The following is a 26,071-nucleotide window of genomic DNA, read 5'->3' on the forward strand; positions in this document are numbered from 1 at the left end:
AATTTGCATTAGCGGATGAGGAGACCGTCGTTGCACTGCGGGGAAAGGAATCCTTGTCCGAGACATTGTTGCACTATGAGTGGAACTTCTTTCGCACTGATGTCCACTTAAGCTGAGAACGTGCGGGTGGCGGGGGGCGCATGGATTCTTTTGGAGTATCGTGAAGCGTTTTCAACCTGCGGCGCAATGAGCCGTGGGTCCGGACTGCCCATCAGCAAGCGCTGTGCCCGGAGAGCCCTATGTATGATGTCGTGCAATTGCGACCCGAAGGCCTGTTCTGTCCGGCCGGCCAGTTCTACATCGACCCATGGCGGCCGGTGGCCACCGCTGTGCTGACCCATGGACATGGCGATCACGCCAGGGTGGGAATGGGCTGCTATCACACCAGTGCCGAAGGCCTGCCGATCCTGCAATGGCGATTGGGCGAGCAGGACTATCGCGTGCACGCCTACGGCCAGCCGTTCACGCTGGGCAATGCCCGCGTATCGCTGCATCCGGCCGGGCACGTCCTGGGTTCCGCACAAGTACGCATCGAGGCGGACGGCCAGACCTGGGTCGTGTCGGGGGACTACAAGCGTCAGCCGGACCCTACCTGCAGCCCATTTGAAGTCGTGCCCTGCGACACCTTCATCACCGAAGCCACGTTCGGGCTGCCGATCTATCGCTGGCCCAGCGCGGCGGACGTCGCCCGCGACATCGTGCAATGGCGAGATCTGTGCGCCGCGCGCGGCGAGGCCGCCATTCTGTATTGCTACGCGCTGGGCAAGGCGCAGCGCGTCCTGGCCGAGCTCAAGCCCTTCATCGACCGGCCTGTCTACGTGCATGGCGCCATCGCGGCCGGCGTGGACGTGTATCGGCAGGCGGGTATCGACATGGCCGACACGCGGCTGGTGATCGATGCCGACGGCAAGTCGCAGGCGGCGGCCGGCTTTGCGGGGGAGTTGGTCATTGCCCCGCCGTCGGCCGCGGGCAGCGCGTGGTTGCGGCGTTTTCGCCGTGCGCAGCAAGGCTTCGCGTCGGGCTGGATGCGACTGCGCGGCAACCGCCGCCGCCGCAACATGGACCGCGGCTTTGTGGTGTCCGACCATGCGGACTGGCCGGATCTGCTGCGCACCATCCATGACACCGGCGCGCGCCGCGTCATCGCCACGCACGGCGACACGGACGCGCTGGTGCGCACGCTGAACGAAGCGGGCGTGGCGGCTGAAACGCTGGCCACGCAGTATGGCGAAGACGATTAGACATCGGAGGCGTACCCGGGCATGAAGCGATTCGCAGCGCTGTATCAGGAGCTGGACCGCAGTACCGCCACGTTGGACAAGCGGGCGGCGCTGGCCGCGTATTTCGGGGATGCGCCGCCGCGCGATGCTGCTTGGGCGCTGTACCTGCTAGCAGGCGGAAAGATCACCAGCGCACGCCGCAAGATTGCGGGCGTGGCCGAATTGCGCGCCTGGACCGCGGCAGCCTCAGGTACGGCGCCCTGGCTCGTCGACGCGAGCTATGACCAGGTCGGGGACCTGGCCGAAACGCTGGCGCTGCTGATGCCCGATCCCGCTCATCCGGCGCCGGAGCGCGGCTTGGCGGATTGGATCGAAGAGGTGTTGCTGCCTGTCGCCAACCGCGACGAGGCCGAGCGGCGCGACGTCATCGTTTCCGCCTGGCTCGGTCTGCCGTTCGAGGAACGACTTGTCTTCAACAAGCTGCTGACAGGTGCGCTGCGCGTGGGTGTGTCCCAACGCATGGTGCAGCAGGCGCTGGCCGAGATGTCGGGCGTGCCGATCGCGCGCATTGCCCAGCGGATGTTGGGCACCTGGGAACCCAGCCCCGCCTTTTTGCGCGACCTGCTCAGCGCCGAGGACCTGCCCGGCGATCGCCAACAGCCGTACCCGTTCTTTTTAGCGTCGCCGCTGGAGGGGGCGCCGTCTGCGCTTGGCCCCATCCAGGACTGGCTGCTGGAATGGAAGTGGGACGGCATCCGCGCCCAGCTGATCCGCCGCCATGGCGAGGTGGCGTTGTGGTCGCGGGGCGAAGAGCGGCTGGACGGTCGCTTTCCCGAAGTCGAGGCGGCCGCCGCGGCGCTGGACGTGGATTGCGTGCTGGATGGCGAACTGCTCGCGTGGCAGGAAGACGCGGTCCAGCCCATGCCGTTCTCTGCCTTGCAGACGCGCATCCAACGACTTAAGCCCGGTCCCAAGTGGCTGGCCGACGCGCCTGTTCGAATGTTGGCCTACGACCTGCTGGAGCTTGATGGCGCCGACTTGCGCGAACTGCCGCAGGCCGAGCGCCGCCGGCAGCTGGAGGGGCTGCTGCGTCGTCACCCGGATGCGCGCCTGGGGCTGTCGCCTTTGGTGGCGCCGGACAGTTGGGACGCCGCCGCCTCATTGCGCGAAGAGGCCCGCGAACGCGGCGTGGAAGGCTTTATGCTCAAGCGCAGCACTGCGGTCTACCAGAGCGGTCGGCGGCGCGGCGACTGGTGGAAATGGAAGATCGACCCGCTGACGATCGACGCCGTGCTGCTGTATGCGCAGTCTGGTCATGGCCGCCGCAGCACGCTTTACACCGACTACACGTTCGGCTTGTGGCAGGGCGACACGCTGGTGCCCATTGCCAAGGCGTATTCAGGTCTGGACGATAAAGAGATCCTGGCGCTGGACCGCTGGTTACGCGCTCATACGCGCGAACGCTTTGGTCCTGTGCGCTCGGTGGAACCTGTCCAGGTCTTTGAACTGGGATTCGAGGGCGTCAATCTGTCCAAGCGCCATAAGTCCGGTGTGGCGGTACGCTTTCCGCGCATCTTGCGCTGGCGGCACGACAAGCCGGCAGCCGAGGCCGACCAGTTGGACACCTTGAAGGCGCTGGCACGATGACGGCAGCGCGGCGGGGCTGGGATGCGCCGCTGTCGGCCTGGTTCCAGGCGCAGGGCTGGAGGCCGGCGCCGTTTCAGCGCGAGACCTGGCGCCGTTATCTGGATGGCCAATCGGGGCTGCTGCACACACCGACCGGCAGTGGCAAGACGCTGGCCGCGTTCGGCGGGCCGCTGCTAGAGGCCCTGGCCGATCCGGCCACCGCGCACGGCGCGGCAGGCGCGGGGCCCCGGGTGCTGTGGGTCACACCGCTGCGCGCGCTGGCGGCCGATACCACGCGGGCGTTGGCCCATGCGGCGCAAGCGCTGGAGGTGGACTGGACGGTTGCGCTACGCACCGGCGACGCCAGCGCGCGCGACAAGCGCCTGGCGCGCCAGGGCAAGGCGGACGTACTGGTGATTACGCCCGAATCGCTGGCGTTGTTGCTGTCCTACGCGGATGCGTCTTCGCGCTTTCGCGTGCTGCGCAGCGTGGTGGTCGACGAATGGCACGAATTGCTGGGGAACAAGCGCGGCGTGTTGCTGCAGCTATGCCTGGCGCGTTTGCGCCGCTTGTCACCGGCGTTGCGCACGTGGGGCCTGTCGGCCACGCTGGGCAACCTGGATGAGGCGCGTGCCGTGTTGCTGCCTCATGCGCCGGACAGCCCGCTGGTGGCGGGAGCGGCGCCGCGCAAGGTCGTGATCTCGACGCTGCTGCCTGAGCGCAGCCGTGCCTTGCCGTGGGCCGGGCATCTGGGGCTGTCCCAGTTGCCGCGCGTGTTCAAGCGCTTGTTCGACGTCCGCGCCAGCCTGCTGTTCACCAATACCCGCGCGCAGGCCGAGCTATGGCATCGCGCGCTGGAATCCATCTGGCCCGAAGCGCTGTCCACGCTGGCGCTGCATCACGGCTCGCTGGACCCCAAGCTTCGGACGCAGGCTGAACAAGGCTTGCGGGATGGCAGCTTGCGCTGTGTGGTGGCGACGTCCAGTCTGGATCTGGGCGTGGATTTTCCCGCGGTGGATCAGGTATTGCAGATCGGCAGCCCCAAAGGCGTCGCCCGGCTGTTGCAGCGCGCCGGCCGCGCCAAGCATCGGCCGGGTGAATCCGGCCACGTGATCTGCGTCCCGGCGCAGGCGCTGGAACTGATCGAATACGCCGCGGCGCGTCAGGCCATTGCGCGCGGCGCCATCGAGTCGCGGCCGCCGCCGCGCGGCAGCCTGGACGTCTTGGCGCAGCACGCCGTCACCCTTGCGCTGGGCGGGGGCTTCGACGCCGCTGCGCTTTATGAGGAGGTCCGCGGCACGCATGCCTACGCCGGCCTGGATGCCGCCACGTGGCAGGCCGTGCTGGATTTCATCGTTCAAGGTGGACGCGCCTTGTCGAACTATCCCGAGTTCCGCCGGGTGCAGCAGGATGACGACGGATGCTTTCGCGTCCATGATCGCCGCATCGCGCTGCGGCATCGGCTGTCGATCGGCACCATCACCGCAGATGGCGCCGTTTCGGTGAAGTACTTGCGGGGCGGCGGGCTGGGCTCGGTGGAAGAGGGCTTCCTGGCGCGCCTGCGCCCCGGCGACCACTTCCAGTTTGCCGGCCGGACGCTGGAACTGGTGCGGCTGGAAGGCATGACGGCCTACGTGCGCCGCGCCAAGGGCGGCAACGGACCGGTGGCGACCTGGCAAGGCGGACGCATGCCGTTGTCGACCCAGTTGGCCCGCGAGGTCGAAAGCCTGTTTGCGCATCCTGGCAAGCACCCGGAGATGCGCGCCATGGAACCGCTGTTGCGGATCCAGCGCGAGGCCAGCGCGCTGCCGGATCGGGGCCGTCTGCTGGCCGAGCGCATCGCCACGCGCCGCGGCATGCACCTGTTCCTGTTCCCGTTCGCCGGACGCGCCGTCCATGAGGGCATGGCGGCCATGATCGCGCTGAGGTGGGGGCGGCGGCAGGCCAATACGTTTTCATACACGGTCAACGACTACGGCTTGATGCTGACCCTGGCGGAACCCGCGGACCTTGACGACGCGCTGCTGCGTGAATTGCTTAGCCCCGAGCAGATGGCGGGTGACTTGCGCGATGGTGTCAACCTGGGAGAGTTGGCGCGCCGCCAGTTCCGCGAGATCGCCCGGGTGGCGGGGCTGTTGACGCCTTCGCTGCCGGGCCGCGCGGCACGTTCCCTGCGCCAGGTGCAGGCTTCCAGCGGCCTGCTGTACGACGTGTTGCGCCGCTACGACCCGGACCATCTGTTGTTGGCGCAAGCCGAAAGAGAAGTCCTGGAATTCCAGTTGGAGGCGCCGCGGTTGCAGGCTGCGTTGCAGGACTGCGCGGCGCGGTCGCTGGAGCTGCGCGCGCCCCGCGCGTTGACGCCGTTGTCCTTTCCGCTATGGACGGAAAGCTTGCGCGGCCAGCTCAGCACGGAAACCTGGCAGGCCCGCGTCAAGCGCGCCGCCGCGCAATTGGAGAAGCGCTATGCCCGGATCGGGTGACGACGCCCTGCCCATCAAGCTGGCGAACGAACCGGTGGTGTTGCTGGGCGCGCGCGCCCTGTACTGGCCGGCACGGTCGCGCTTGATCATCGCGGATCTGCATCTGGGCAAGAGCCATGTCTTTCGCCAGGCCGGCATCGCCGTCCCGCGGGGCGCGACGCAGGATGACCTGCTGCGCCTGACCCGGTTGATCGACTCTACTGCTGCGCGCAGCCTATGGATCGTGGGCGATGTGCTGCATGGCCCGATGGCCCAGGCGGGGTGGCGGGATGCCTGGGCGCAATGGCGCAAGCAGTATGAGGACCTGGACGTGGCGGCCCTGACGGGCAACCATGACCGCGCCCTGGATGGCGCGGCGCTGAACCTGCGACAACTGGGCGAATCCTTGGCCGACGGGCCCTTCCTGTTCCGGCATCTGCCGCACGCCGATCCCCATGGCCTGCACGTCATCGCGGGCCATGTGCATCCCAAGACTCGCGTGCCCGGCGTCCCCCGCAGTTGGCCGGCTTTCTGGCTTCGGGAAGGCATTACCGTGTTGCCCGCGTTTTCCGATTTCACGGGCGGGCACCCGGTCGGCGCCGGGGCCGGCAGCGCCCTGGTGGCGTGTGTGGAGGGGAGCGCGTTGGCGGTGGGGCGCCTTGCGTCTTGCGGAACGAATCGCGAATAAATTATTATTAAGAATAATTCGCATTTATTCCTGGGCGCAGCAAGGCCCCGATCCTCTCGTCTCCCACAACCAGGTTTGCCCATCATGTCCGCGCCCGGGGCTCCCGCCCAAGCTATCGAAACGCTCTATGGCGACCATCACGGCTGGCTGCGCGGTTGGTTGCGCAAGAAGCTGGGCAACGCCTTCGACGCCGCCGACCTGGCGCATGACACCTACGTGCGGATCATCGCGGCGGGTACGACGCCGCAACCGGAACAGTCGCGCCGATACCTGACCCAAATCGCCAACGGCCTGCTGATCGACCTGTACCGCCGCCGCAATATCGAAGCCGCCTATCTGGACGCCGTCGCTTGCCTGCCCGAGGCGCAGGCGCCCTCGGAAGAGGCGCGGGCGCTGGTGCTGGAGGCGCTGGTCGAGATCGACACCATCCTGCACAAGTTGCCCGCCAAAGTGCGCATGGCATTGCTGCTGTGCAAGCTGGACGGTTTGAGCTACCGCGATATCGCCGAACGCTTGAACGTGTCGGTGTCGTCGGTGGAGAAGTATGTGGCCGCCGCGCTGCTGGCTTGCTATCAAGCGCTCTACGATGACGCGGGCTGACGCGGCGCCAGGAGTCGCGGCCCCGATCGATCCCGCGATTGTCCGACGTGCGTCGGAGTGGATGGCGCGGCTGTGGTCGGACACCGCGTCGGACGCGGACCTGGCGGCCTGTGCCCAGTGGCGGGCGGCGCATCCCGACCATGAACGTGCGTGGTCCCGTCTGCAGCTCATGGACGCCAAACTGGGCAAGGCGGCGGCCCCCGGCGCCAGCCGAGCCTTGCTGGAAGCGCCGTCGCGCGGGCGACGCCGGGCCTTGCAGGCCTTGGGCCTGGCCGTGGCTGCGGGCGGGGCGGCGCTGGCTCTGCGCGAGTCCGGCGATTGGCAGGCCGTGCTGGCGGATCATCGCAGCGGCACCGGCGAGGTCCGCGAAGTGTCCTTGCCCGACGGCACCCGCGTGGTGCTGAACACCCGCACGGCGATCGACGTGCGATTCGATGCGGGCGAACGCCGCGTCATCCTCAGGCGGGGCGAGATCCTGGTGACCACCGCGCCGGATAAAGCGCCTGCGCATCGTCCGTTCCGCGTGCAGAGCCGCCAGGGCATGGTGCAGGCGCTGGGCACGCGCTTCACGGTGCGCCAAGAGGCGGACCTGTCCCATGTGGCGGTTTTCGATGGCGCGGTCGATGTGTATCCCGCTGACGCGGTTGGGGCGGATAGCGGTGTAGTCCGCGTCAATAGCGGCCAGCGGACGGTTTTTTCCGCTCAGCGGGCGGAGCCGCCGGTGGCCGTGCGCGAAAGCGCCGCGGCGTGGTCGCGCGGCGTGCTGGTGGCGGAAAACATGCGGGTGGCGGATTTCCTGGAGGAACTGGGACGCTACCGCGCCGGTTTCCTGCGTTGCGATGCCGCCGTGGCCGATTGGCGGGTGACGGGCGTGTTTTCGGTGCAGGATACCGACCGCGCCTTGCGCAACCTGATGCTGGGGCTGCCGTTGACCGTGAGCTACCGCACGCCGTACTGGGTGACCGTGCACGCGAAGGAGCCCGCGTAACGGGCGAAGCAGCGCGGTTGCAATTTATTTTTGCCAATCATTGAGGATTCCGCAGGTTGGTTCGGAAGACGTCAAAAGCACCTTCATCGTCCGTACTTCCAGGAATCTGCCGATGGCACGCCGCCGCACCCTTGAACTGAACCGCCACGTCGCCGTGGCCTTGATGCTGGCCGGGGCTTCGCTACTGCCCGTGTCCGCCGCGCGGGCGCAAGCCGCGAACCCGCTATCCACCCCTGAATCTCCCCGCCGCTACGACATCCCCGCCGGACCGCTGGACCGCACGCTGAATCGCTACGCCAGCGATGCGGGCGTGGAGTTGTCCGTGGATGGGGCCTTGATCCAGGGCAAGACGTCGGCGGGGCTGGCGGGCAGCTACGGAGTACAGGAGGGCTTTGCTGAACTGTTGCGTGGGCATGGCCTGCGCATCGTGCGCGGGGCCAGCGGCGCCTATTCCCTGCGGCCTGCGCCGGTGCCCGAGGCCGACGCGCGTGGCGCGACCACGTTGCCCGCGGTGACGGTGACGGGCAGTGCGGAATCGGCCGCGGGGCCGGTCGACGGCTATCTTGCCAAGCGCAGCGCCACCGGCACGAAGACCGACAGCACTATCCTCGAGACCCCGCAATCGATCTCGGTGGTATCCGCGGATTTCATCAAGGAGATCGGCGCGTCCCGGCTGAAGGAAAGCCTGTCCTATACGCCGGGCATCAACACGTCGCCGTGGGGATCGGATTCCCGATTCGACTGGACGATCATCCGGGGCTTTGACGCGCAGACGCCCGGCTACTACCTGGACGGTTTGCAACTGCGCAACAACAACAGCTGGGCCGTCTGGCAGACCGAGGTCTACGGGGCCGAGCGCATCGAAGTGCTGCGCGGGCCGACGTCGGTGCTGTATGGGCAGAACGGGGCGGGCGGCATGATCAACGTGGTCAGCAAGCGGCCCACCGAGGAACCGTTGCACGAGATGGAAGTGCAGGTCGGCAACAACGCGCGACGCCAGGTGGCGGCGGATTTTTCCGGGCCGGTCGACGAGGCGGGCAAAGTGCTCTACCGCATCACCGGCCTGGCGCGCGACGCCGAACTGCCCGCCAGCGGCTTGCCGAACGACCGCTTCTACATCGCGCCTGCGCTGACCATCAAGCCGTCCAGCGACACGACGTTGACGCTGCTGTCGCACTATTTGCGCGTACGCGATGGCAGTTCGTATGGCAGTTTCCCGGAAGCGGGCACGTTGCAGCCCAACCCGAACGGCAAGTTCTCGCCGAAGACCTACGTGGGCGAACCGGGCTTTGACCGCTTCAACCAGGAACAGTGGATGGTCGGGTATATGCTGGAGCACCGTTTCAACGACACTTGGACGGTGCGGCAGAACGCGCGCTACGGCTATACCAGCGTGGACTATCGGCAGGTCTATGTGCGCGGCTTTGCGACGGTCGACGCCGACAATCCCAGCGACCCCTCCAATTTCCGCCTGTTGGACCGTTATCCGTTCGGCAGCAACGAGAACGCTCGGCTCTTCACGATCGACAACCAGGCGCAAGCCAAGTTGAGGCTGGGCGATTGGCAGCACACGTTCCTGGCCGGCCTGGACTACCAGCATTCGCGCAACTATCAGGCCACCTACAACGACGGCACGGTGGGACCGATCGACGGCTATTCGCCGGTGCACGGCAGCCCCGTGAACCCCGCCGACCCTTGGTTCGACGGCACCACCCGGCTGGCGCAGACTGGCTTCTATCTGCAGGACCAGATCAAGTGGGGCAACTGGGTCGCCACCCTGGGCGGTCGTTATGACCGGGCCTCCGCCGATGTCAGCAGCAATATCGACGGGTCGCGGACCAAGGTCGACGAACACAATTTCAGCGGCCGCGGCGGGCTGGTGTATCTGCATCCGAGCGGTATTGCGCCGTACTTCAGCTATGCGGAGTCGTTCTCGCCGACGGCCACCATCGATCCCGTCACCAACAGTCCGATGAAGCCGGAGACGGGGCGCCAGTACGAAGTGGGCGTGCGCTACGAGCCGCCGGGCGGCACCAGCCGCTACAGCGCCGCGGCGTTTGACCTGCGGCGCCGCAACTACATCACCTATACCGAGGATTTCCTGCCCAAGCAGACGGGCGAAGTGCAGGTGCGCGGCCTGGAGTTCGAAGCCGGGTTCCGCCCCGTGCCGCAGATGAATGTGGTGGCGGCCTACACCTATACCCCCAAAGCCGATGTGACGGCCAGCAGCACGCCCAGCGAAGTGGGCAAGCAGATGCAGGCAGTGTCGCGCAACCAGTTTGCGCTGTGGACCGATTACCGCTTCGGGTCGGGCATCAAGGTGGGCGTCGGCGCGCGTTACACCGGACCCAACCAGGGCTACGCGGAATCCGCATCCAAAAAGCTGCCGGGCTACACGCTGATCGACGCGATGGTCGGCTATCAGATTCAGCGCTGGAATCTGGCGCTGAATGTGCGCAACCTGACCAACAAGACCTATTTGAGCAATTGCAGCCAGGGCGACTGCCGCTACGGCGACCTGCGTACGGTGCTGGCGACCGCCACCTACCGCTGGTAGTCCGGCATTAAGGGCCGGCTTAACGATGGGTAAACGCCCGCTAAATCACAGCGGGCGTCCGGCTCTTTATAGTGGCCGCATTGCCATCCAAGGAGCGCCGCATGTCCGATTCCACCGATACCCCTGTCCCGTCCGGCTACCCGCAAGCGGTGCTGTTCGACCTGCTGACCGCCTTGCTGGATTCCTGGACGGTCTGGAATCGCGCGGCGGGCAGCGAAGTCCAGGGCCGAGCCTGGCGCGCTGACTATCTGCGCCGCACCTATGGTTGCGGTGCGTATCAGCCCTATGAGCAATTGGTGCAAGAGGCTGCCGCCGCGGTGGGGCTTCCTGCCAGCGCGCCCCAGGCGCTGGAAGCGCATTGGGTGGAGCTGCCCGTGTGGGATGGGGCGCGCGAGCTGCTGCAGGCTTTGCGCCCGTATTGCCGCCTGGGTGTGGTTACCAACTGTTCCGACCGCCTGGGCCGCCAGGCAGCCAGTCTGCTGGGCGTGGACTGGGACGTGGTGGTGACGTCCGAAGAGGCGGGTTTCTACAAGCCTGATCCCCGGCCGTACGCGTTGGCGTTGGCGCGCTTGCAGGTACGGCCGGAAGATGCGGCATTCGTCGCCGGCTCGGGTTACGACCTGTTCGGCACCAGCAAGGTGGGCCTGCGCACGTACTGGCACAACCGCGTGGGATTGTCCTTGCCCGAAGGGGCGCCCGCGCCGGAGCGTGAATCCCCCCGCCTGGATGAGGCGCTGCCGTGGCTGGCCCGGTTCCGTACCGCCTGACCCGTTCGGGCGTCCCGTGGTGGTCCTTTTGGGGCCGTCCGCCAATACAAAATGTTGCTGGTCCCGCGGCGTCCCCTTGCTAGCATGGTTTACGCCGGAATGATCCGGCGCACCGACGGGATAGTGGAGGTTGCCATGAACTCAAGAACAATATTCAACCGGATCGCGGTAGTCGCGGCGGCGGGCGCGTTGCTGGCGGGGTGCGCCACGCAGCAGCAGACGAACACCGCCGTTGGCACCGGTGCAGGCGCGGCGGTCGGCGCTGGCATCGGCGCCTTGATCGGGCACGGCAAGGGGGCGGCCATCGGCGCCGGCATCGGCGCGGTGGCAGGTGGTCTTGTCGGGTACAACTGGAAGGTCGTCAAGGATGATGTGCAGCAGTCCGGCGCGTCTTCCCTGGGGATCGATGTCGTGGAAATGCCCGACGGCAGCCTGAAGGTCAATATTCCCAGCGGCGTGTCGTTCGACACGGACAAGACGCAGCTGAAGCCCGCGTTGCTGCCGGTGCTCGACAGCGTGGCGCGTTCGCTCAACCAGCATCCGGAGCTGCGCACCAAGGTGGTCGGCCATACGGATAGCACAGGCGCGCTTGCGCATAACCAGACGCTGTCGGTCAATCGCGCCAAGAGCGTGACGGACTACCTGGCCAAGCAAGGCGTGGCCGCCGGGCGCATGGCGGTGGAAGGGCGCGGTCCGAACGACCCCATCGGCGATAATGCGACCGCCGAAGGGCGCGCGCTGAACCGGCGCGTGGAAATCTACCTGTACGCGGTCAAGCAATAAGGTCTGTCATGAGCATGTTTCCTCCCGCCCGTATCGGCACCGATATCGCCGTGGCCGCGTTGTCAGGCTGGCAGGCCGTGGCCACGCGCGATGCCATCGAGAAGCGCTTCCGCTTCCCGAATTTCAACGCGGCGTTCGGCTTCATGGCGCGGGTGGCCATGTTCGCGGAAAAGCTGAACCACCACCCGGAGTGGACCAACGTCTACAACCGGGTGGACGTGACGCTGACCACGCATGACGCCGGCGGCGTGACCGAACTGGATGTGCGCATGGCGCAGTTCATGGACGAGGCCGCCGCGCAGATGGGCGCGACGGCGCCGAAGGCAGGCGCTTAGGCGCCTTCGCCAGGTTCGCCGTCTTCGCGCGCTTGCAGATGGTCGATCAGGCGATCCAGCATGTCGCCCAGGACGCGTTGTTCGTCGGCATCCAGGCAAGCGAAGATCTCGTCATTGCGTTGCGCGATCAGCGCGATGATGCGCTGGTACTGCGCCACGCCTGCGTCGGTCGGCGTCAGCACCACGCCGCGTCCGTCGGCGGCCGACAGGGCTTTTTCGACCAGTCCGCGTTCAACCAGCGCCTGGGCCGATCGGCTGGCCTGACCCTTGTTCAGGTTGGCCGACCGGGCCAGGTCGTTGACGGAGAGCGGCGCGTAGCGGCCGATCGCCGCCAGGCAGCGCGCTTCGCCTAACGGAATGCCGCAGTCTGACAGGTAGGCGCGATTCGTATCCCGGTCCGTGATCTTGTTGAGCACGTGCAGGCGATAGGTCAGGAATCGTTCCAGGGCAGGCGTTTTCACGTCGGGCGGGCAGGAGTGGCGGGGGGATAGTTTGCCACAGCGTCATCGCCCCGGCAGGCGCTTTCTGCCTGTGCCAGCAATGCCAGCGCGGACGCTGCATCCGGTTGCCGGCTCAGCAACGACAAACCGAGTATCGACAGGAACAGCGGCGCGTTCGATTCGCCCACGCGGGTCAGCGCCTGCGCCATGCCGGTATAGACCTGGTCCAGTTCTTCGTGGTTCATGCTTGAGCCTCCTTCTTTGCGGGCAGGGCGATCGAGGGATAGTAGGGAATGAGGGCGGTGCGCAGGGTCGCTGCGTCGGGGGCGGTCCAGCGGCCCAGCACATAGCCATCGGGGCGCAGCAGGTAGACCATGCCGTCAGCCGCGCCATAGCGTTGCCGCAATTGGTCATGCGCATCGTGCCAGCCGCCGGCGCCCACACTCACGACCTGCAGGGGCTGCGGCAAGCCTTGCGTTGCCGCAGCCAGCGCATCCAGTTCCGCCGACAGGGGCGTGGCGGGCGAGACCGCCAGCGCCACGAAGCCGCGACCAAAGCATTCGCTCAGGTAGCGCGGCGCATCGCCGTCCTGCAGCAGCGCGTCGGGCGCGGGCTGGCCGGGCGCGGCGGCGGGGCCGGTCTGGGGGGCGCCGTCCGCCAGATTCAGGGGCGAGGTGTCGTAGGAAATGGGCGCGGATTGGCGCGGGTTGATCAAGGAGCGCACGTTGTCGTCCACCAACGCCAGCCGCAACGCGGCCTCGCGCATCAGGCGAAAACCGAAATCCGGTGGCGCCATGAATTCGGTGCTCTTCGCGCCGTAGGCCAGGTTCTGTCGGGTGGCGTGGACACGTTCGACACTGTAGCTGTCCAGCAGCTTGGCCGGCGCTTGGCCCTTCAGCACCCAGGCGAGTTTCCAGGCCAGGTTGCCCGCGTCGTCCAGGCCGGAATTCAGGCCCCGCACGCCGAAGATCGGCACCAGGTGGCCGGCGTCACCGGCGAACAGCACGCGGCCATGCCGATACTGGTCCAGCGTCAGGCACTTGGCGTTGTAGATGGAGATCCACAGCGGCTTCCAGGGGGCGGTCTCGCCGATCATGTCCAGATGGCTTTGCACGCGCGGCAGCACGTTCTCGGGCTTGACGGCTTCGTCGGGGTCTTCGTCGTCGCGGATCTGATAGTCCACGCGCCACACGTTGCCAGGCTGCCGATGCATCAGCAGCGTCGACCCGGGGTTGGAAGGGGGATCGAACCAGGCCAGGCGCTCGACGGGGCGGCTGGAGGCTTGCTCGATGTCGACGATAACGTAGCGGCCTTCGTACTGCATGCCTTCCAGTTTCAGGCCCATTGCTTCGCGCACGGTGCTGCGTCCGCCGTCGCAGGCGATCAGCCAGTCGGCGCGCACGGTCTGGCGCTGGCCGCCAGCATCCACCTCGACCGTGACGCCGTCCGCATCCGCCTGCAATCCGGCTACCCGGGCCGACCATTGCAGCGCGGCCTGTCCGGGATGGCGCTGCATGGCCTGATGGGCGTATTCCTCGATCGAGTACTGCTGGATGTTCACCATCGGTGCATAGCGCTGCAACGGGTCATGCGGCATTTCGAAGTGCAGGACTTCCCGATCGCGGAAGTAACTGCGCCCGCCGGTCCAGGGCAGCCCGGTTGCCATCAAGGGCTGGTCGGCGCCGGCCCAGCTCAGGATTTCCTGGGACCGGCGCGAAATGCAGATGGCGCGGCTGCCGGCGCAGTAATCATCGTCGGCTTCCACGGTGAGCGAGGCGATGCCGTATTCGGCCAGCAGGGCGGCAAGCGTGAGGCCCACGGGGCCTCCGCCGGCGATCAGGACGGGAACCTGCGAGGGGAGCGGCATCTTGTCTCCGATATGTAGTTGTGTGCGCAACTATATTCCCGAAAAGGTTGTGCACGCAACTACTTGCGCAGGGCGAAAAAAAACCCGCCGGATCAGGGCGGGTCTTCGCGGGCGGAGTCCTGGGCGTCAGTTGCGCACGTAATAGATGCGCATCGCCTGCTGCTTCTGGCCGCCGTCCATCACGCGCAGCACCACCACCTTGGGGGTGAAGCCGTCGGGCAGTTTCAACTGACCCAGTGCGTAGTCGTAACGGTCCACGTTCAGCGCCGGGCCTTCCGGCGTGACGGTGGCGGCGCGGCCGTTGGGGTAGCTGCCGTCGATGGAGAACGTGAGCGTGCCCTTGAAGGGGGCGCCGGTGCGCTCTTCGCGCATGACCAGCACCTGGTAGTCCAGCTGGCCGGGGGCGCGCTTGAAGGTGGCCGAGCGGATGCCCAGGTTGCCGCCGCGCGGATCGGGCGGCATGGCGTCCTGGAACAGCACCAGTTCCTTGTTCATGGTTTCGATCTTGCTGCGCGCGTCGGCCAGATCGGAGGTCAGCTTTTCGTGGCCCGACTTGTTGGCGTCGCGCTGCTGGGTGGCTTCGTCCAGTTGCGTCTGCAGGCGCTGGCGTTCCAGGTTGGAGGCGCTCAGTTCGCTATGCAGCGACTCGGACTGCTCCACCGTCAGGCGTTGCGGGCCATAGTTGGTTTGCAGGAAGAGCACGCCGCCCGCACCCAGGGCAATCCCCACAAGCAGCAGGACGAGCCAGCGCGGCAGGCGTCGCGTGCGTTGACCGGGTTGGTATACGGAGGGCTTGAACACGGCCCGTTGCGATCTTCCAAACATCCCCATTCCTAGAAAACTTCCTGTGTGTTGCTCGTCCGCGCGGTGCCCGCGCGTGCCAAAGCGTCAGAGAATACCCCGTTAGCCGGGGGCGATGGGTGCGCGGAAAATCCTGGTTGCGCACCTTGATATTGTGAAATATGTGAGCGTCAACGCGCCGCTGCGTGGAGCTCGGCGTCCAGGTCGGCAAGCCGTTCAGGGGTGCCGACATCAGTCCATCGGCCGGTATGGTGAGCGCCGCGCGCCAGGCCCTGGGCCATGGCCTGCCGAAAAAGGGGCAGCATGGGCATGGCCGTGCCGCGCGGGACATCCGCGAACAACGAGGGATGGTAGACGGCGATGCCTGCATAGGTCAAACGCGGTTCCCCCTGGGCGTGCAGGCTGCCGTCGGGCGCCAGCCGGAAATCGCCGTTGGGGTGCTGGGCGGGGTTGTCCACCATCAGCAGCCAGGCTCCGCCGTCGGGCAGGCTGGCGGCCAGGCCAGGGGCCGCCGCGGGGTCCCAGTCGCACCAGACGTCCCCGTTCATCACCAGAAAGGGCGCGTCTCCCAGCAGTGGAAGCGCCTGGGCGATGCCGCCGGCCGTCTCCAGCGCGGTGCCTTCCGCCGAATAGCGGATCCGCACGCCGAAGGCGCCGCCATCGCCCAACGCGCGCTCGATCTCGTGGCCGAGCCAGGCGTGGTTGATGACGACGTCGCGGATGCCGGCCGCAGCCAGGCGCTCCAGGTGCCAGACGATCAGAGGCTTGCCGCCGACCGCCAGCAGGGGCTTGGGAAGCTTGTCGGTCAGCGGGCGCATGCGTTCGCCGCGGCCCGCGGCAAGAATCATGGCTTGCATCAGAACGTGTACCCGACGCTGACCTGGCGGTCGTCCAGCTTGTCCAGCAGGCGCAGCAGGGGGGTGAAGACGCCATAGCGCTGGACGACCTGGCGTACGTAGCCGTTCACGCGCGGCATGTGGGCCAGGTAGTGCGCCTTGCCGTCGCGGTGGTTCAGGCGTGCGAACACGCCCAGGATGCGCAGGTTGCGCTGCAGGCCCATCCATTCGTAGGCGCGGTGGAAATCGGCGAAATCGGCCTCTACCGGCAACCCGGCGACGCGCGCCATTTCCCAATAGCGGATGGCCCAGTCCAGCTGCTGCGGCTCTTCCCACGTGGTGCGGGCGTCGGTTACCAGGGACGCGAGGTCATAGGTGATCGGGCCGGCCAAGGCGTCCTGGAAGTCGATGATGCCCGGGTTGGGGCCGTATTGCGGCTGATCGCAGACCATGAGGTTGGGGGAATGGAAGTCGCGGTGCACCAGCACTTGCGCCTGGCCGCCATTGCTGGCTGACAGCAGCGCGAAGATCTTTTCCAGGGCGTTCGCCGTCTTGTCGTCCAGCGTCACGCCGTGGTGCTTTTGCACGTACCACTCGGGAAACAGCTTGAGCTCGTCGGCCAGGCGGGCCGAGTCATAGGACGCCAGTCCGGCGGTGGACGCCTTCTGCAGCTGGACCAGGGCGGCCAGCGCCTCGCGGTAGAGCGTCTGGAGCTGGCTGTCGGACAGGCCGTCCTGGATGCGCTGGTAATAGGTCTGTTCGCCCAGGTCGGAGAGCAGCAGCAGGCCCAGGTCCAGGTCCTGAGCCAGCACTTTGGGCACGTTCAGGCCGGCGTCGGCCAGCAATTGCCCCACGTGCAGAAAGGGGCGGCAGTCTTCATGGGCCGGGGGCGCGTCCATGACAATCAGGGTGCGCTTACCGGCGTCCAGCCTGAAATACCGGCGGAAACTGGCGTCGGCAGAGGCCGGGCGCAGCGTGTCCACGGCCAGATCCAGGTCGGCGGGCAGGCTTTCCAGCCAGTTGCGGATCTGTGCCAGGCGGGGGTCGTGATCGTTTTTCAAGGAAGATCCGTGTCAGAAAGGCAATATTGCTGAAATTTGCGTTCGGCGCACATAAGGCTGGGCGTATGGCGCGGCTTCTCTATAATACCGGCTCGTTTCCGTTCGCATTGGCCCTTCCGTGGCGCCCGTGCCAGGTTCCCCCATCGTCAAAAAAGGGCTGTTTTCACTCGTGCGCAAGGTTCGGTGGTTGATCCTCTCTGCTGTCAGCGTCGCCGCCGGGGCCGTTCAGGCCCAAGGTAGCCAGGGTCCGGCTTCCGCCGCATCATCCGCTACCACGTCGCCCGCGGCCCCCGTGCTGCGCACGTCCCCCGGTTTGCGGGTGCATCGCTTGCCCGATGGCAGCATTCCCGCCTACATGGAAGCGGACAGCATCGAGGGCGATCCTGATTCCGACCTGACCTTGACCGGTAGCGCGCAAGTGCGCCGCATCGACGGCATCATCAAGGGCGACCGCATCAATTACCGCAAGGATACGGGCGAAGTCGACGTGCAGGGCAGCGCGCGCATGATGCGCGACGGCACGCTGGTGACCGGTCCGAACGCCAAGTTCAACGTCGACAAGTATTCGGGCGAAGTCGAGAAGCCCAACTTCTGGATGGGGGCCACCGGCGGGTTTGCCGTGGCCGAGCACGCAGACATCTTCAGCAAGTCGCAGATGCGGCTGCATACCGTCACGTACAGCGGCTGCTCGTGCGAGACGCCGTCCTGGTACATCAAGGCCAACACGGTCGATATCGACTTCGACGAGAACGAAGGCGTGGCGCGCAATGGCGTGCTGTATTTCAAGGATGTGCCGATTCTGGCGTCGCCCTACATGACCTTTCCGGTCAAGAAGGAACGCAAGTCGGGTTTCCTGATGCCGACCTACGGTACGACCAGCCAAGGCGGTTTCGATTTCTCGCTGCCCTACTACCTGAACCTGGCGCCCAACTACGACGCGACGATACAGCCGCGCTACTTCTCCAAGCGCGGCATGCAGCTGGGTGGCGAATTCCGCTATCTGGGGGCCGGCTATTCGGGCACGCTGGACGGCACCTATCTGCCGAATGACAACATCACCAGCGAAGACCGCTGGATGTACTGGTGGCGTCATCAGCAGCAGTTCTCGCATGGTTTCTATGCGGACTGGGACGTTGCCAAGGTGTCCGACGACAACTATTTCCGGGACATTTCCCAACTGGGCCTGAACCAGGCGTCCACCACCTACCTGCCGCAGCGTGCGCGGGTAGGCTGGTCCTCGACGTACTGGAGCACGTACGCACAGGTCTACAAATACCAGACCTTGCAAGATCCAGACGCTCCGCTGGTGCCACCTTACGACAAGGTGCCCGAGCTCTACCTGCGCGGTGCCCGCTATGATTGGGGCGGCTTCGACGTGGACTGGACATCGACGGCGGTGCGCTTCCAGGTGCCCATGGTGGCAGGCCGCCGCAGCGGCCCGGAAGGCGATCGCCTGCAGTCCTATCCCACCGTGTCCTATCCGATCGTGCGGCCGGGCTGGTTCATCATCCCGAAGGCAGGCGTGAACTATACCCAGTACCAGACCAATTGGTATGGCAGAGACTGGTTGGGCCTGAATTCGGGCACGTCCAGCGCGGGCACGTCTTTTGGCTATCCGTCGACGCAATCGCGCACCGTGCCGATCATGTCCCTGGATGCGGGCCTGATCTTCGAACGCGACACCACATTGTTCGGCAAGGCGTCCACGCAGACCCTGGAGCCGCGCCTGTACTACCTGCGCGTGCCTTACCGCGATCAGTCCAAGCTGCCGGTCTACGATACGTCGCTGTCGGATTTCAGCTTTTCGCAGGCCTTTGAAGAGAACATCTACACGGGCGGCTGGGACCGTATTTCCAACGCCAACCAGCTGACTGCAGCGCTGACGACGCGTTGGCTGGACGCCAACACCGGCTTCGAGCGCATGTCGCTGGCCGTGGCGCAACGACTGTATTTCGAAGACCAACAGGTCACGCTTCCGGGCGAAACGCCGCGTGAAAACGTGCGCTCCGACTTCCTCGTGGGCGCCAGCGCCGCACTGACCGACACGCTCAGCACTGACGTGGCGGCCCAGTACAACCCGTATGAAAACCAGTGGTCGCGCGGGTTGATTAGCGCGCGCTGGTCGCCGCAGCGCCTGACGACGGTGGCCGTGTCCTACCGTTATCAGCGCGACCCCCAGACCGGGGTTTCGTACCAGCCGCAGGGCCAGAATCAGGTCAGCCTCGCGCTGCAATGGCCCTTCACCAAGCGCTGGTACGGTGTTGGTCGGGTGGATTACTCCCTGCGCTCCGGGCCGTCCAGCACGGTGGCCAACACCACGGAATCGCCTCGCGTGACGCAGGCTATTGCGGGTCTGGAGTACAAAGGCGATTGCTGCTGGGTGGGCCGCGTGGTCTACCAGCGCTATGCCGTATCGGCTACGGACGCCAACTCCGCAGTGTTCTTCCAGCTTGAGCTGACGGGCCTGGGTTCCCTGGGCACCGATCCGATGAACCTGCTGAACAGAAGTATCCCCGGCTACACCAGCATTACACCGCCCGTGCCGGCTGGGACCACATTTGAAAGGTATGAATGATGCGTAGGTTGCACTCTTTGCGCCGCCTGTCCGGCAGCGCGCTGTTGCTGGCCCTTTGCGCCGGCCTGCCCGCCGCGCATGCGGCCGAGCAGACTGGCCGGGCCGCAAGCAATGGCGCCAAGGCCGCTCCGCAGGCTGCGGCTCCCGCAGCGAAGGGCGAGCAGTTCGTCGATGGCATCGCGGCCGTGGTCGACAAGGATGTGATCACGTTGCGCGAATTGCGCGATGCTTCGCTTCGCATTTCCGGTGAACTGAAGTCGCGGGGCATCCAGGTGCCCGACGACCAGACCTTGCAGCACCAGGTCTTGCAGCGCTTGATCATGGAGCGCGTGCAGCGCCATGAAGCTGATCGCCTTGGCATCCGCGTGGATGAAGCCCAGGTCGATCAGGCCATCCAGACCATTGCCGGGCGCAACAAGATCAGCGTGGCGCAACTGCGCGGCGAAATTGAAAAATCGGGCACGACGTGGGATGCCTACCGCAAGTCGCTGCGCGATGAGATCCGTACGGATCGCCTGCGCCAGCGCGCGGTGGATTCCACCATCGTCATTTCCGATACCGAAGTCGATGCCTTCCTGAAGGACCAGCGCCGCAATCCGGCGTTCGGCGCGGCACCGCAAGCCCAGCCGCAGCCGCAGGCTCAACCGGAACCCGCGCCCGAACAGGCTGCGGCACCGTCCGGCCCGATGCTTTACGCCTTGGCGCAGATCCTGGTCCGCGTGCCGGAAGGCTCGTCGTCCGAACAGCTTGCCGCGTTGCGCAAGAAGGCCGAAGGCATTCTGGCGCGCGCCAAGCGCGGCGATGATTTCGCCAGCCTGGCGGCGGCGGCCTCGGACGGCCCCGAAGCCTTGCAAGGCGGCGTCATGGGCGTGCGTCCGTTGGACGGCTGGCCCGACCTGTTCGTCAAGGCCATCAGCAATCTGCAGAAGGGCGAGGTGACGAACCTGATCCAGAGCGGCAACGGTTTCCACATCATCAAGGTGATGGACCGCGGCACGGCGCAACCGGCTCCCAGCCGCACGGCGCGCGCCCCGGCGCCTGCACAGGCCCCGCAGCCCGCGGCGCGTCCGCCGCAGGCCGCCGCCGCGCCGCAAGGCCCGACGGAAGTCATGCAGACCCGCGCACGCCACATCCTGATCAAGACGTCCACCGTGATGAGCGACGAAACCGCGCGCCAACGCCTGGAGCAGGTGCGTCAGCGCCTGGTGGCCGGCGATGCGAAGTTCGAAGACATGGCGCGCCAGTATTCGCAGGACTCGAGCGCGCCGCAAGGCGGCGAACTGGGGTGGCTGAACCCGGGTGAAACCGTGCCGCCGTTTGAAGCCGCCATGAACGCCCTGAAGCCGGGAGAAATCAGCGTCCCGATCCAGTCGCCTTTCGGTTGGCACTTGATCCAGGTCGAAGAGCGCCGCCAGCATGACGTTACCGACGAAATGGCCCGCATGAAGGCGCGCCAGATTTTGTTCGAGCGCCGTGCCCAGCCTGCTTTCGAAGATTGGCTCGACCAGTTGCGCGCGCAAGCGTACGTCGACAACCGTCTTGAAAAGCAGCAGAAGATCCAGCAGAACAACCGCTAAACGCATTACGGGCTTTTCATGTCTCAACACCAGGCGCGCAAGCGCTTTGGCCAGAACTTCCTGACCGACGAAAGCGTCGTCGAGTCCATCGTCCGGGCGGTTGCCCCTGCCCGTGACGATGCCGTGGTCGAGATCGGCCCGGGTTTGTCTGCGCTTACCCGACCGCTGCTCGAGCGCTTGGACCACCTGACCGCGGTCGAGATCGATCGCGATCTGGCCGCCCGCCTGCGCAAGCAGTTCGAGGCAAGCCGCCTGACGGTGGTCGAAGCCGACGCGCTGACGGTGGATTTTTCACAGTTCGGCAACGCACTGCGTGTCGTGGGCAATCTGCCTTACAACATCTCCAGCCCGTTGCTGTTTCATCTGATGGAGTGGGCCGACCACATCCGCGACCAGCATTTCATGCTGCAGCGCGAAGTGATCGACCGCATGGTGGCGCAGCCCGGTTCGGGCGATTTCAGCCGCTTGTCCGTGATGCTGCAATCGCGCTACCGGATGCACAAGCTGTTCGATGTGCCGCCGGAAGCGTTCGACCCGCCGCCCAAGGTCGTGTCGGCCATCGTGCGCATGGTGCCGCTGCCTGCGGACCGGCTGCGTCCGGTCAGTACGCGGGCCTTTGAAACCGTGGTGGCGCGCGCCTTCTCGCAGCGCCGCAAGATGCTGCGTCGCGTGTTGGCTGACTGGGCGCCGCAGGTACCTTGGGAAGCCCTGGATATCGCTCCCACGGCGCGTGCGGAAGACATCTCGGTGGACCGCTACATCCGCCTGTCGGATGCGCTGGTGGAAGCGGGCATATTGCAGTCCGCTTGAGCCGCAACCCTCAACGAAAAAGCCCGCTGATGCGGGCTTTTTCGTTGGGGCGGAACGTGAGTCGAACCGGTATGCCGTCCGATGGGTTGCGCGCGTTCGCCAATCACAGCATGCGCTTTTGCGCCGCCATCCACAGCAGCATTACATCGCGCGCGCGATCGGCAAGCAGTTTCTCCGCATCGGCCAGCGCCTGTTGCAGCGTGATGGGACCGGGGGCCAGACTGAATGCGGCGCTGATGCCGCAGGTATGCAGCGCTTCGTAGCCGTCGCCCAGCGAGCCCGCCAGTGCGACCACCGGCACGCCCGCCTGCTGCGCGATCCGGGCCACGCCTGCCGGCGTCTTGCCGCGCAACGTCTGCGCGTCCATGCGGCCTTCGCCGGTGAACACCAGCGTGGCGCCTTCGATGGCTCGCGCCAGCCCGCCCAGTTCCGCCACGATCTCGACGCCCGGCCGGAAGTGCGCTTGCAGGAACGCCTTGGCGGCAAATCCAAGACCGCCGGCGGCGCCGGCGCCGGGTTCGTTGCGATGGTCCGCGCCCAGGTGCTGCGCGCAGACGTCGGCGAAATTCGTCAGCATCTGATCCAGCGCCAGTACCTGTTCCGGCGTGGCGCCTTTTTGCGGCCCGAAGATGTGCGAGGCGCCCTGCGGGCCGCACAGCGGGTTGTCGACGTCGGAGGCGATGTCGATGCGGATGCCGGCCAGGCGCGGGTCCAGCCCACGCGTGTCGATGCGGGCCAGCTTGCCCAACGAGCCGCCGCCCGGCGGCAGGCTGTGGCCTTCCGCGTCCATGAAGCGAACGCCCAACGCCGTCAGCATGCCGGCGCCGGCGTCGTTGGTGGCTGAGCCCCCCAGCCCCAGGATGATGCGCGTGGCGCCCGCGTTGATGGCGGCCAGCATCAGTTCGCCCACGCCATGGCTGCTGGCGCGCATCGGGTCACGCTTGGACGGCGCGATCAGTTCCAGGCCGGCTGCCGCCGCCATCTCGATGACGGCGGTGCCGTCTTCCAGCAAACCCCAGACCGCATCGACCTTATGGCCCAGCGCGTCGTTGACGGTCAGTTGCCGCTCCTGGCCGCCGGTGGCGGCCAGCACGGCTTCGACCGTGCCTTCGCCGCCATCGGCCATTGGTACGCATACGGTGTGGGCGCCGGGGCTGGCGGCTTTGACGCCGCGCGCAATGGCTGCCGCCGCATCGGGCGCGGAAACGCTTTCTTTGAAAGAGTCGGGAGCGATAACGATTTTCACGGGTTTGATTGGCCTGGTTGTAGGGTGGTGTGATGACCATGATACCCGTGCGGACGCAGGCGGCGTACCATAACGCTTTCGTTGTTTTCGCGAGAGTGGACCGTCATGCCTGTATTGCGCCGCACCAAAATTGTCGCCACCCTGGGCCCTTCGACTTCGTCGCCCGAACGCATTGATGCATTGATCCGCGCCGGCCTGGATGTGGCCCGCCTGAACTTCTCGCACGGCAGCGCGGACGACCACCGCGAACGCGCCCGGCTGGTGCGCGAAATCGCTGCCAAGCAAGGACGCTTCGTCGCCATCATGGGCGACCTGCAAGGCCCCAAGATCCGCATCGCGCGCTTCACGGACAAGCTGGTGCAACTGCAGGTCGGCCAACCGTTCACGCTGTCGCGCGTGCATCCCAAGGAAGCCGGCAACGCCAGCATCGTGGGCATCGATTACCCGGAGCTCGTGACGGACTGCCGCGTCGGCGACGAACTGCTGCTGGACGACGGCCGCGTCGTGCTGGTGGTGGACCGCGTCGAAGGCGACGAGGTCCACACGACCGTGACCGTGGGCGGACCGCTGTCGAACAACAAGGGCATCAACCGCCGCGGCGGCGGCTTGTCCGCGCCCAGCCTGACCGATAAGGACCGCGTTGACATCAAGCTCGCGGCCGAAATGGAGCTGGACTATGTGGCCGTGTCGTTCCCGCGTTATGGCAGCGACATCGACGAAGCGCGCACCTTGCTGGCCGAGGCCGGCAGCCAGGCGTGGATCATCGCGAAGATCGAGCGCGCCGAAGCGGTGGCCGATGACGAAGCACTGGACGCCCTGATCCGCGCCAGCGACGGCGTGATGGTGGCGCGCGGCGACCTGGGCGTGGAAGTGGGCGATGCCGAACTGGTGGGCATCCAGAAGCGCATCATCCAGCACGCGCGCACGCTGAACAAGGTCGTGATCACGGCCACGCAGATGATGGAGTCGATGATCTCCAGCCCCATGCCCACGCGCGCCGAAGTGTCGGACGTGGCCAATGCGGTGCTGGACTACACGGACGCCGTCATGCTGTCGGCCGAAAGCGCATCCGGCCAGTATCCGGTGGAAGCCGTGCAGGCGATGGCGCGCGTGTGCCTGGGCGCCGAAAAGCACCCGACCACGACGAAATCGCATCACCGGGTGGGCGAGACCTTCACGCGCTGCGACGAGACCATCGCGTTGGCGGCCATGTATGCGGCCAACCACTTCCCGGGTGTGAAGGCGGTCATCGCGTTGACGGAAAGCGGCCACACGCCGTTGATCATGTCGCGCATCCGTTCCGGCGTGCCGATCTACTGCTACAGCCCGCATAGCCTCACGCAGAACCGCGTGGCGATGTTCCGCGGCGTCTACACCGTGCCGTTCGCGCCGTCGGACTACGAACCGGCCGACCTCAGCAACGCCGCCATCGATGAATTGCGCAAGCGCAACCTGGTGAAGACGGGCGATTGGGTCATCCTGACCAAGGGCGACTTCTACCGCGACAGCGGCGGCACCAACGGCATGAAGATCCTGCTGGTGGACTAAGGCGGCGCATGCGGGGCGCCAAGCCCCGCTGCCGCGCTCAGCCGAAGAACCAGTAGCACACGCCGATCGCAGCCAGCACCCCGGCCAGGTCGGCGATCAGCGCGCAGCCCACCGCGTGGCGCGCGCGCAATATCCCCACCGATCCGAAATACACCGCCAGCACGTAGAAGGTGGTCTCGGTGCTGCCTTGCACCACCGCGGCCAGCAGCGCGGGGAAACTGTCCACGCCGTGGTGCGTCATGGTTTCCAGCATCATGGCGCGTGCCGCGCTGCCCGAGAACGGCTTGACCAGCGCGGTGGGCAGGGCGTCGACGAAACGCGTGTCCCAGCCCGCGTATTGCGCCAGCCAGCGGATGCCGTCCAGCAGGAAGTCCAATGCGCCCGAGGCCCGCAGCACGCCTACGGCGCACAACATCGCCACCAGGTAGGGCAGCAGGCTCTTGGCGATATCGAAGCCTTCCTTGGCGCCTTCGATGAAGGCCTCGTAGACCGGCACCTTCTTCCAGGCGCCCGCGATCAGGAATGCCAGCAGGATGCCGAAGAGCGTCAGGTTGCCCAGCAGCGACGACAGCGTGGCGATGGCAGCGGCCGACATGCTGGCCAGCAGCGCCATGAAGCCGCCCATGATCAGCGCCGCGCCGCCCAGCCACAACATCACGACCGGGTCCGTCAGGCGCAGCCGCTGGCAGGCGGCGACCGCCAGGAAGCCCGCGAGCGTGGATGCGCTGGTGGCCAGCAGGATGGGCAGGAACACCAGCGTCGGGTCCGCGGCACCCTGTTGCGCACGGAACATGAAAAGCGTGACCGGCAGCAGGGTCAGCGACGAGGCGTTCAGCACCAGGAAGAGGATCTGCGCGTTGCTGGCGGTTTCCGGCGTGGGGTTCAGCGATTGCAGTTCCCGCATGGCGCGCAGGCCGATTGGCGTGGCTGCGTTGTCCAACCCCAGGCCGTTGGCGGCGAAGTTCAGCGTGATCAGGCCAATGGCGGGGTGGTTACGCGGCACCCCCGGCATCAGGCGTGCGAACAGCGGCCCCAGCAGCCGGGCCAGTTTTTCCACCATCCCGGCGCCTTCGGCGATGCGCAGGAATCCCAGCCACAGCGTCAGCGTGCCGAACAGAAGCACCATGACTTCGACGGATACGCGCGCCATGTCGAACAGGCTGGCCACCATGAGCCGGAAGACATCGGGGTCGCCGACGGCCAGCCAGCGGTACAGGGCGGCGGCTGCGGCAGTCAGGAAAAAGCCCAGCCAGAGTTTGTTCAGCATGCGGAATGTGCCCGGATAGC

22 protein-coding genes are annotated in these 26,071 nt (G+C 66.3%); 14 read left to right on the top strand and 8 right to left on the bottom strand.

The features are described 5' to 3' along the window. Positions 1 to 239: 239 nt before the first annotated feature. The 10 genes from CEY09_RS03945 to CEY09_RS03990 all read left to right on the top strand — a co-directional run bounded on the left by CEY09_RS03945 (position 240) and on the right by CEY09_RS03990 (position 12,023). Positions 240 to 1,241 carry a ligase-associated DNA damage response exonuclease gene (locus CEY09_RS03945; protein ID WP_088587659.1) on the top strand — a complete coding sequence of 334 codons (1,002 nt, stop codon included), beginning with the start codon at positions 240 to 242 and terminating at the stop codon, positions 1,239 to 1,241. 21 nt (positions 1,242 to 1,262) lie between these two features. Beyond that, the gene (locus CEY09_RS03950) at positions 1,263 to 2,867 is read left to right on the top strand and encodes an ATP-dependent DNA ligase (protein ID WP_088587660.1); all 1,605 of its coding nucleotides are present in this window, start codon (positions 1,263 to 1,265) and stop codon (positions 2,865 to 2,867) included. Further along, positions 2,864 to 5,326, top strand: a complete 2,463-nt coding sequence (locus CEY09_RS03955; RefSeq protein ID WP_088587661.1) for a ligase-associated DNA damage response DEXH box helicase — start codon at positions 2,864 to 2,866, stop codon at positions 5,324 to 5,326. The genes CEY09_RS03950 and CEY09_RS03955 overlap by 4 nt, the downstream gene beginning before the upstream one ends. Then, entirely contained in the window at positions 5,310 to 5,993 is a 684-nt protein-coding gene (pdeM, locus tag CEY09_RS03960) for a ligase-associated DNA damage response endonuclease PdeM (RefSeq protein WP_088587662.1), read from the top strand. Before CEY09_RS03955 ends, pdeM begins: the two co-directional genes overlap by 17 nt. An 84-nt stretch (positions 5,994 to 6,077) precedes the next feature. Then, positions 6,078 to 6,593, top strand: coding sequence for a sigma-70 family RNA polymerase sigma factor (locus tag CEY09_RS03965; protein WP_085946966.1), 516 nt, complete (start codon positions 6,078 to 6,080; stop codon positions 6,591 to 6,593). Beyond that, positions 6,580 to 7,581 (top strand): FecR domain-containing protein, encoded by a 1,002-nt coding sequence (locus tag CEY09_RS03970; RefSeq protein ID WP_234818221.1) that lies wholly within the window; start codon positions 6,580 to 6,582, stop codon positions 7,579 to 7,581. Before CEY09_RS03965 ends, CEY09_RS03970 begins: the two co-directional genes overlap by 14 nt. 112 nt (positions 7,582 to 7,693) lie before the next feature. After that, entirely contained in the window at positions 7,694 to 10,138 is a 2,445-nt protein-coding gene (locus CEY09_RS03975) for a TonB-dependent siderophore receptor (RefSeq protein WP_088587664.1), read from the top strand. Between the two features lie 101 nt (positions 10,139 to 10,239). Further along, a complete protein-coding gene (locus CEY09_RS03980; RefSeq protein WP_088587665.1) occupies positions 10,240 to 10,905 on the top strand; it encodes an HAD family hydrolase in 666 nt (221 codons plus the stop codon). A gap of 135 nt (positions 10,906 to 11,040) precedes the next feature. Next, positions 11,041 to 11,688, top strand: a complete 648-nt coding sequence (locus tag CEY09_RS03985) for a YiaD family glycine zipper/OmpA-like lipoprotein (RefSeq protein ID WP_035213772.1) — start codon at positions 11,041 to 11,043, stop codon at positions 11,686 to 11,688. Between the two features lie 8 nt (positions 11,689 to 11,696). After that, on the top strand, positions 11,697 to 12,023 hold the full coding sequence (locus tag CEY09_RS03990) for a 4a-hydroxytetrahydrobiopterin dehydratase (RefSeq protein ID WP_006226318.1): 327 nt from the start codon (positions 11,697 to 11,699) through the stop codon (positions 12,021 to 12,023). Here CEY09_RS03990 and CEY09_RS03995 read toward each other — a convergent pair. The 6 genes from CEY09_RS03995 to CEY09_RS04020 form a co-directional block, all read right to left on the bottom strand. Beyond that, entirely contained in the window at positions 12,020 to 12,484 is a 465-nt protein-coding gene (locus CEY09_RS03995) for a MarR family winged helix-turn-helix transcriptional regulator (RefSeq protein WP_088587666.1), read from the bottom strand. The genes CEY09_RS03990 and CEY09_RS03995 overlap by 4 nt on opposite strands. Continuing rightward, positions 12,481 to 12,708 (bottom strand): hypothetical protein, encoded by a 228-nt coding sequence (locus CEY09_RS04000; protein WP_088587667.1) that lies wholly within the window; start codon positions 12,706 to 12,708, stop codon positions 12,481 to 12,483. The genes CEY09_RS03995 and CEY09_RS04000 overlap by 4 nt, the downstream gene beginning before the upstream one ends. Continuing rightward, the gene (locus CEY09_RS04005) at positions 12,705 to 14,330 is read right to left on the bottom strand and encodes an FAD-dependent monooxygenase (RefSeq protein ID WP_088587668.1); all 1,626 of its coding nucleotides are present in this window, start codon (positions 14,328 to 14,330) and stop codon (positions 12,705 to 12,707) included. The genes CEY09_RS04000 and CEY09_RS04005 overlap by 4 nt, the downstream gene beginning before the upstream one ends. Positions 14,331 to 14,456: 126 nt before the next feature. Then, positions 14,457 to 15,155 carry a DUF6776 family protein gene (locus CEY09_RS04010; RefSeq protein WP_088587669.1) on the bottom strand — a complete coding sequence of 233 codons (699 nt, stop codon included), beginning with the start codon at positions 15,153 to 15,155 and terminating at the stop codon, positions 14,457 to 14,459. A gap of 146 nt (positions 15,156 to 15,301) precedes the next feature. After that, on the bottom strand, positions 15,302 to 15,988 hold the full coding sequence (murU, locus tag CEY09_RS04015; protein WP_088587670.1) for an N-acetylmuramate alpha-1-phosphate uridylyltransferase MurU: 687 nt from the start codon (positions 15,986 to 15,988) through the stop codon (positions 15,302 to 15,304). Further along, positions 15,988 to 17,028 carry an aminoglycoside phosphotransferase family protein gene (locus tag CEY09_RS04020; RefSeq protein ID WP_088587671.1) on the bottom strand — a complete coding sequence of 347 codons (1,041 nt, stop codon included), beginning with the start codon at positions 17,026 to 17,028 and terminating at the stop codon, positions 15,988 to 15,990. Before CEY09_RS04020 ends, murU begins: the two co-directional genes overlap by 1 nt. Positions 17,029 to 17,197: 169 nt before the next feature. Between CEY09_RS04020 and CEY09_RS04025 the strand changes: the two genes are divergently transcribed. The 3 genes from CEY09_RS04025 to rsmA are packed head-to-tail and all read left to right on the top strand — an operon-like array spanning position 17,198 to position 21,990. Further along, positions 17,198 to 19,603, top strand: a complete 2,406-nt coding sequence (locus tag CEY09_RS04025; protein WP_088587672.1) for an LPS-assembly protein LptD — start codon at positions 17,198 to 17,200, stop codon at positions 19,601 to 19,603. Beyond that, complete coding sequence (locus CEY09_RS04030) at positions 19,600 to 21,180, top strand: peptidylprolyl isomerase (protein ID WP_088587673.1); 1,581 nt, start codon at positions 19,600 to 19,602, stop codon at positions 21,178 to 21,180. The genes CEY09_RS04025 and CEY09_RS04030 overlap by 4 nt, the downstream gene beginning before the upstream one ends. Before the next feature lie 18 nt (positions 21,181 to 21,198). Continuing rightward, positions 21,199 to 21,990, top strand: a complete 792-nt coding sequence (rsmA, locus tag CEY09_RS04035; RefSeq protein ID WP_088587674.1) for a 16S rRNA (adenine(1518)-N(6)/adenine(1519)-N(6))-dimethyltransferase RsmA — start codon at positions 21,199 to 21,201, stop codon at positions 21,988 to 21,990. A 103-nt stretch (positions 21,991 to 22,093) separates the two neighbouring features. Here rsmA and CEY09_RS04040 read toward each other — a convergent pair whose 3' ends face one another. After that, complete coding sequence (locus CEY09_RS04040) at positions 22,094 to 23,236, bottom strand: glycerate kinase (protein ID WP_088587675.1); 1,143 nt, start codon at positions 23,234 to 23,236, stop codon at positions 22,094 to 22,096. 105 nt (positions 23,237 to 23,341) lie between these two features. Here CEY09_RS04040 and pyk point away from each other — a divergent pair, with 105 nt between their 5' ends. Beyond that, the gene (gene pyk / locus CEY09_RS04045) at positions 23,342 to 24,784 is read left to right on the top strand and encodes a pyruvate kinase (protein ID WP_006226329.1); all 1,443 of its coding nucleotides are present in this window, start codon (positions 23,342 to 23,344) and stop codon (positions 24,782 to 24,784) included. A 37-nt stretch (positions 24,785 to 24,821) separates the two neighbouring features. On the opposite strand, the gene CEY09_RS04050 is transcribed toward pyk, so the two are convergent. After that, entirely contained in the window at positions 24,822 to 26,051 is a 1,230-nt protein-coding gene (locus CEY09_RS04050; RefSeq protein ID WP_088587676.1) for a nucleoside recognition domain-containing protein, read from the bottom strand. Positions 26,052 to 26,071 lie beyond the last annotated feature (20 nt).

Origin of the sequence: Achromobacter marplatensis, assembly GCF_002209535.1 — a bacterium.
Classification (GTDB): Bacteria; Pseudomonadota; Gammaproteobacteria; order Burkholderiales; family Burkholderiaceae_B; genus Achromobacter; species Achromobacter marplatensis.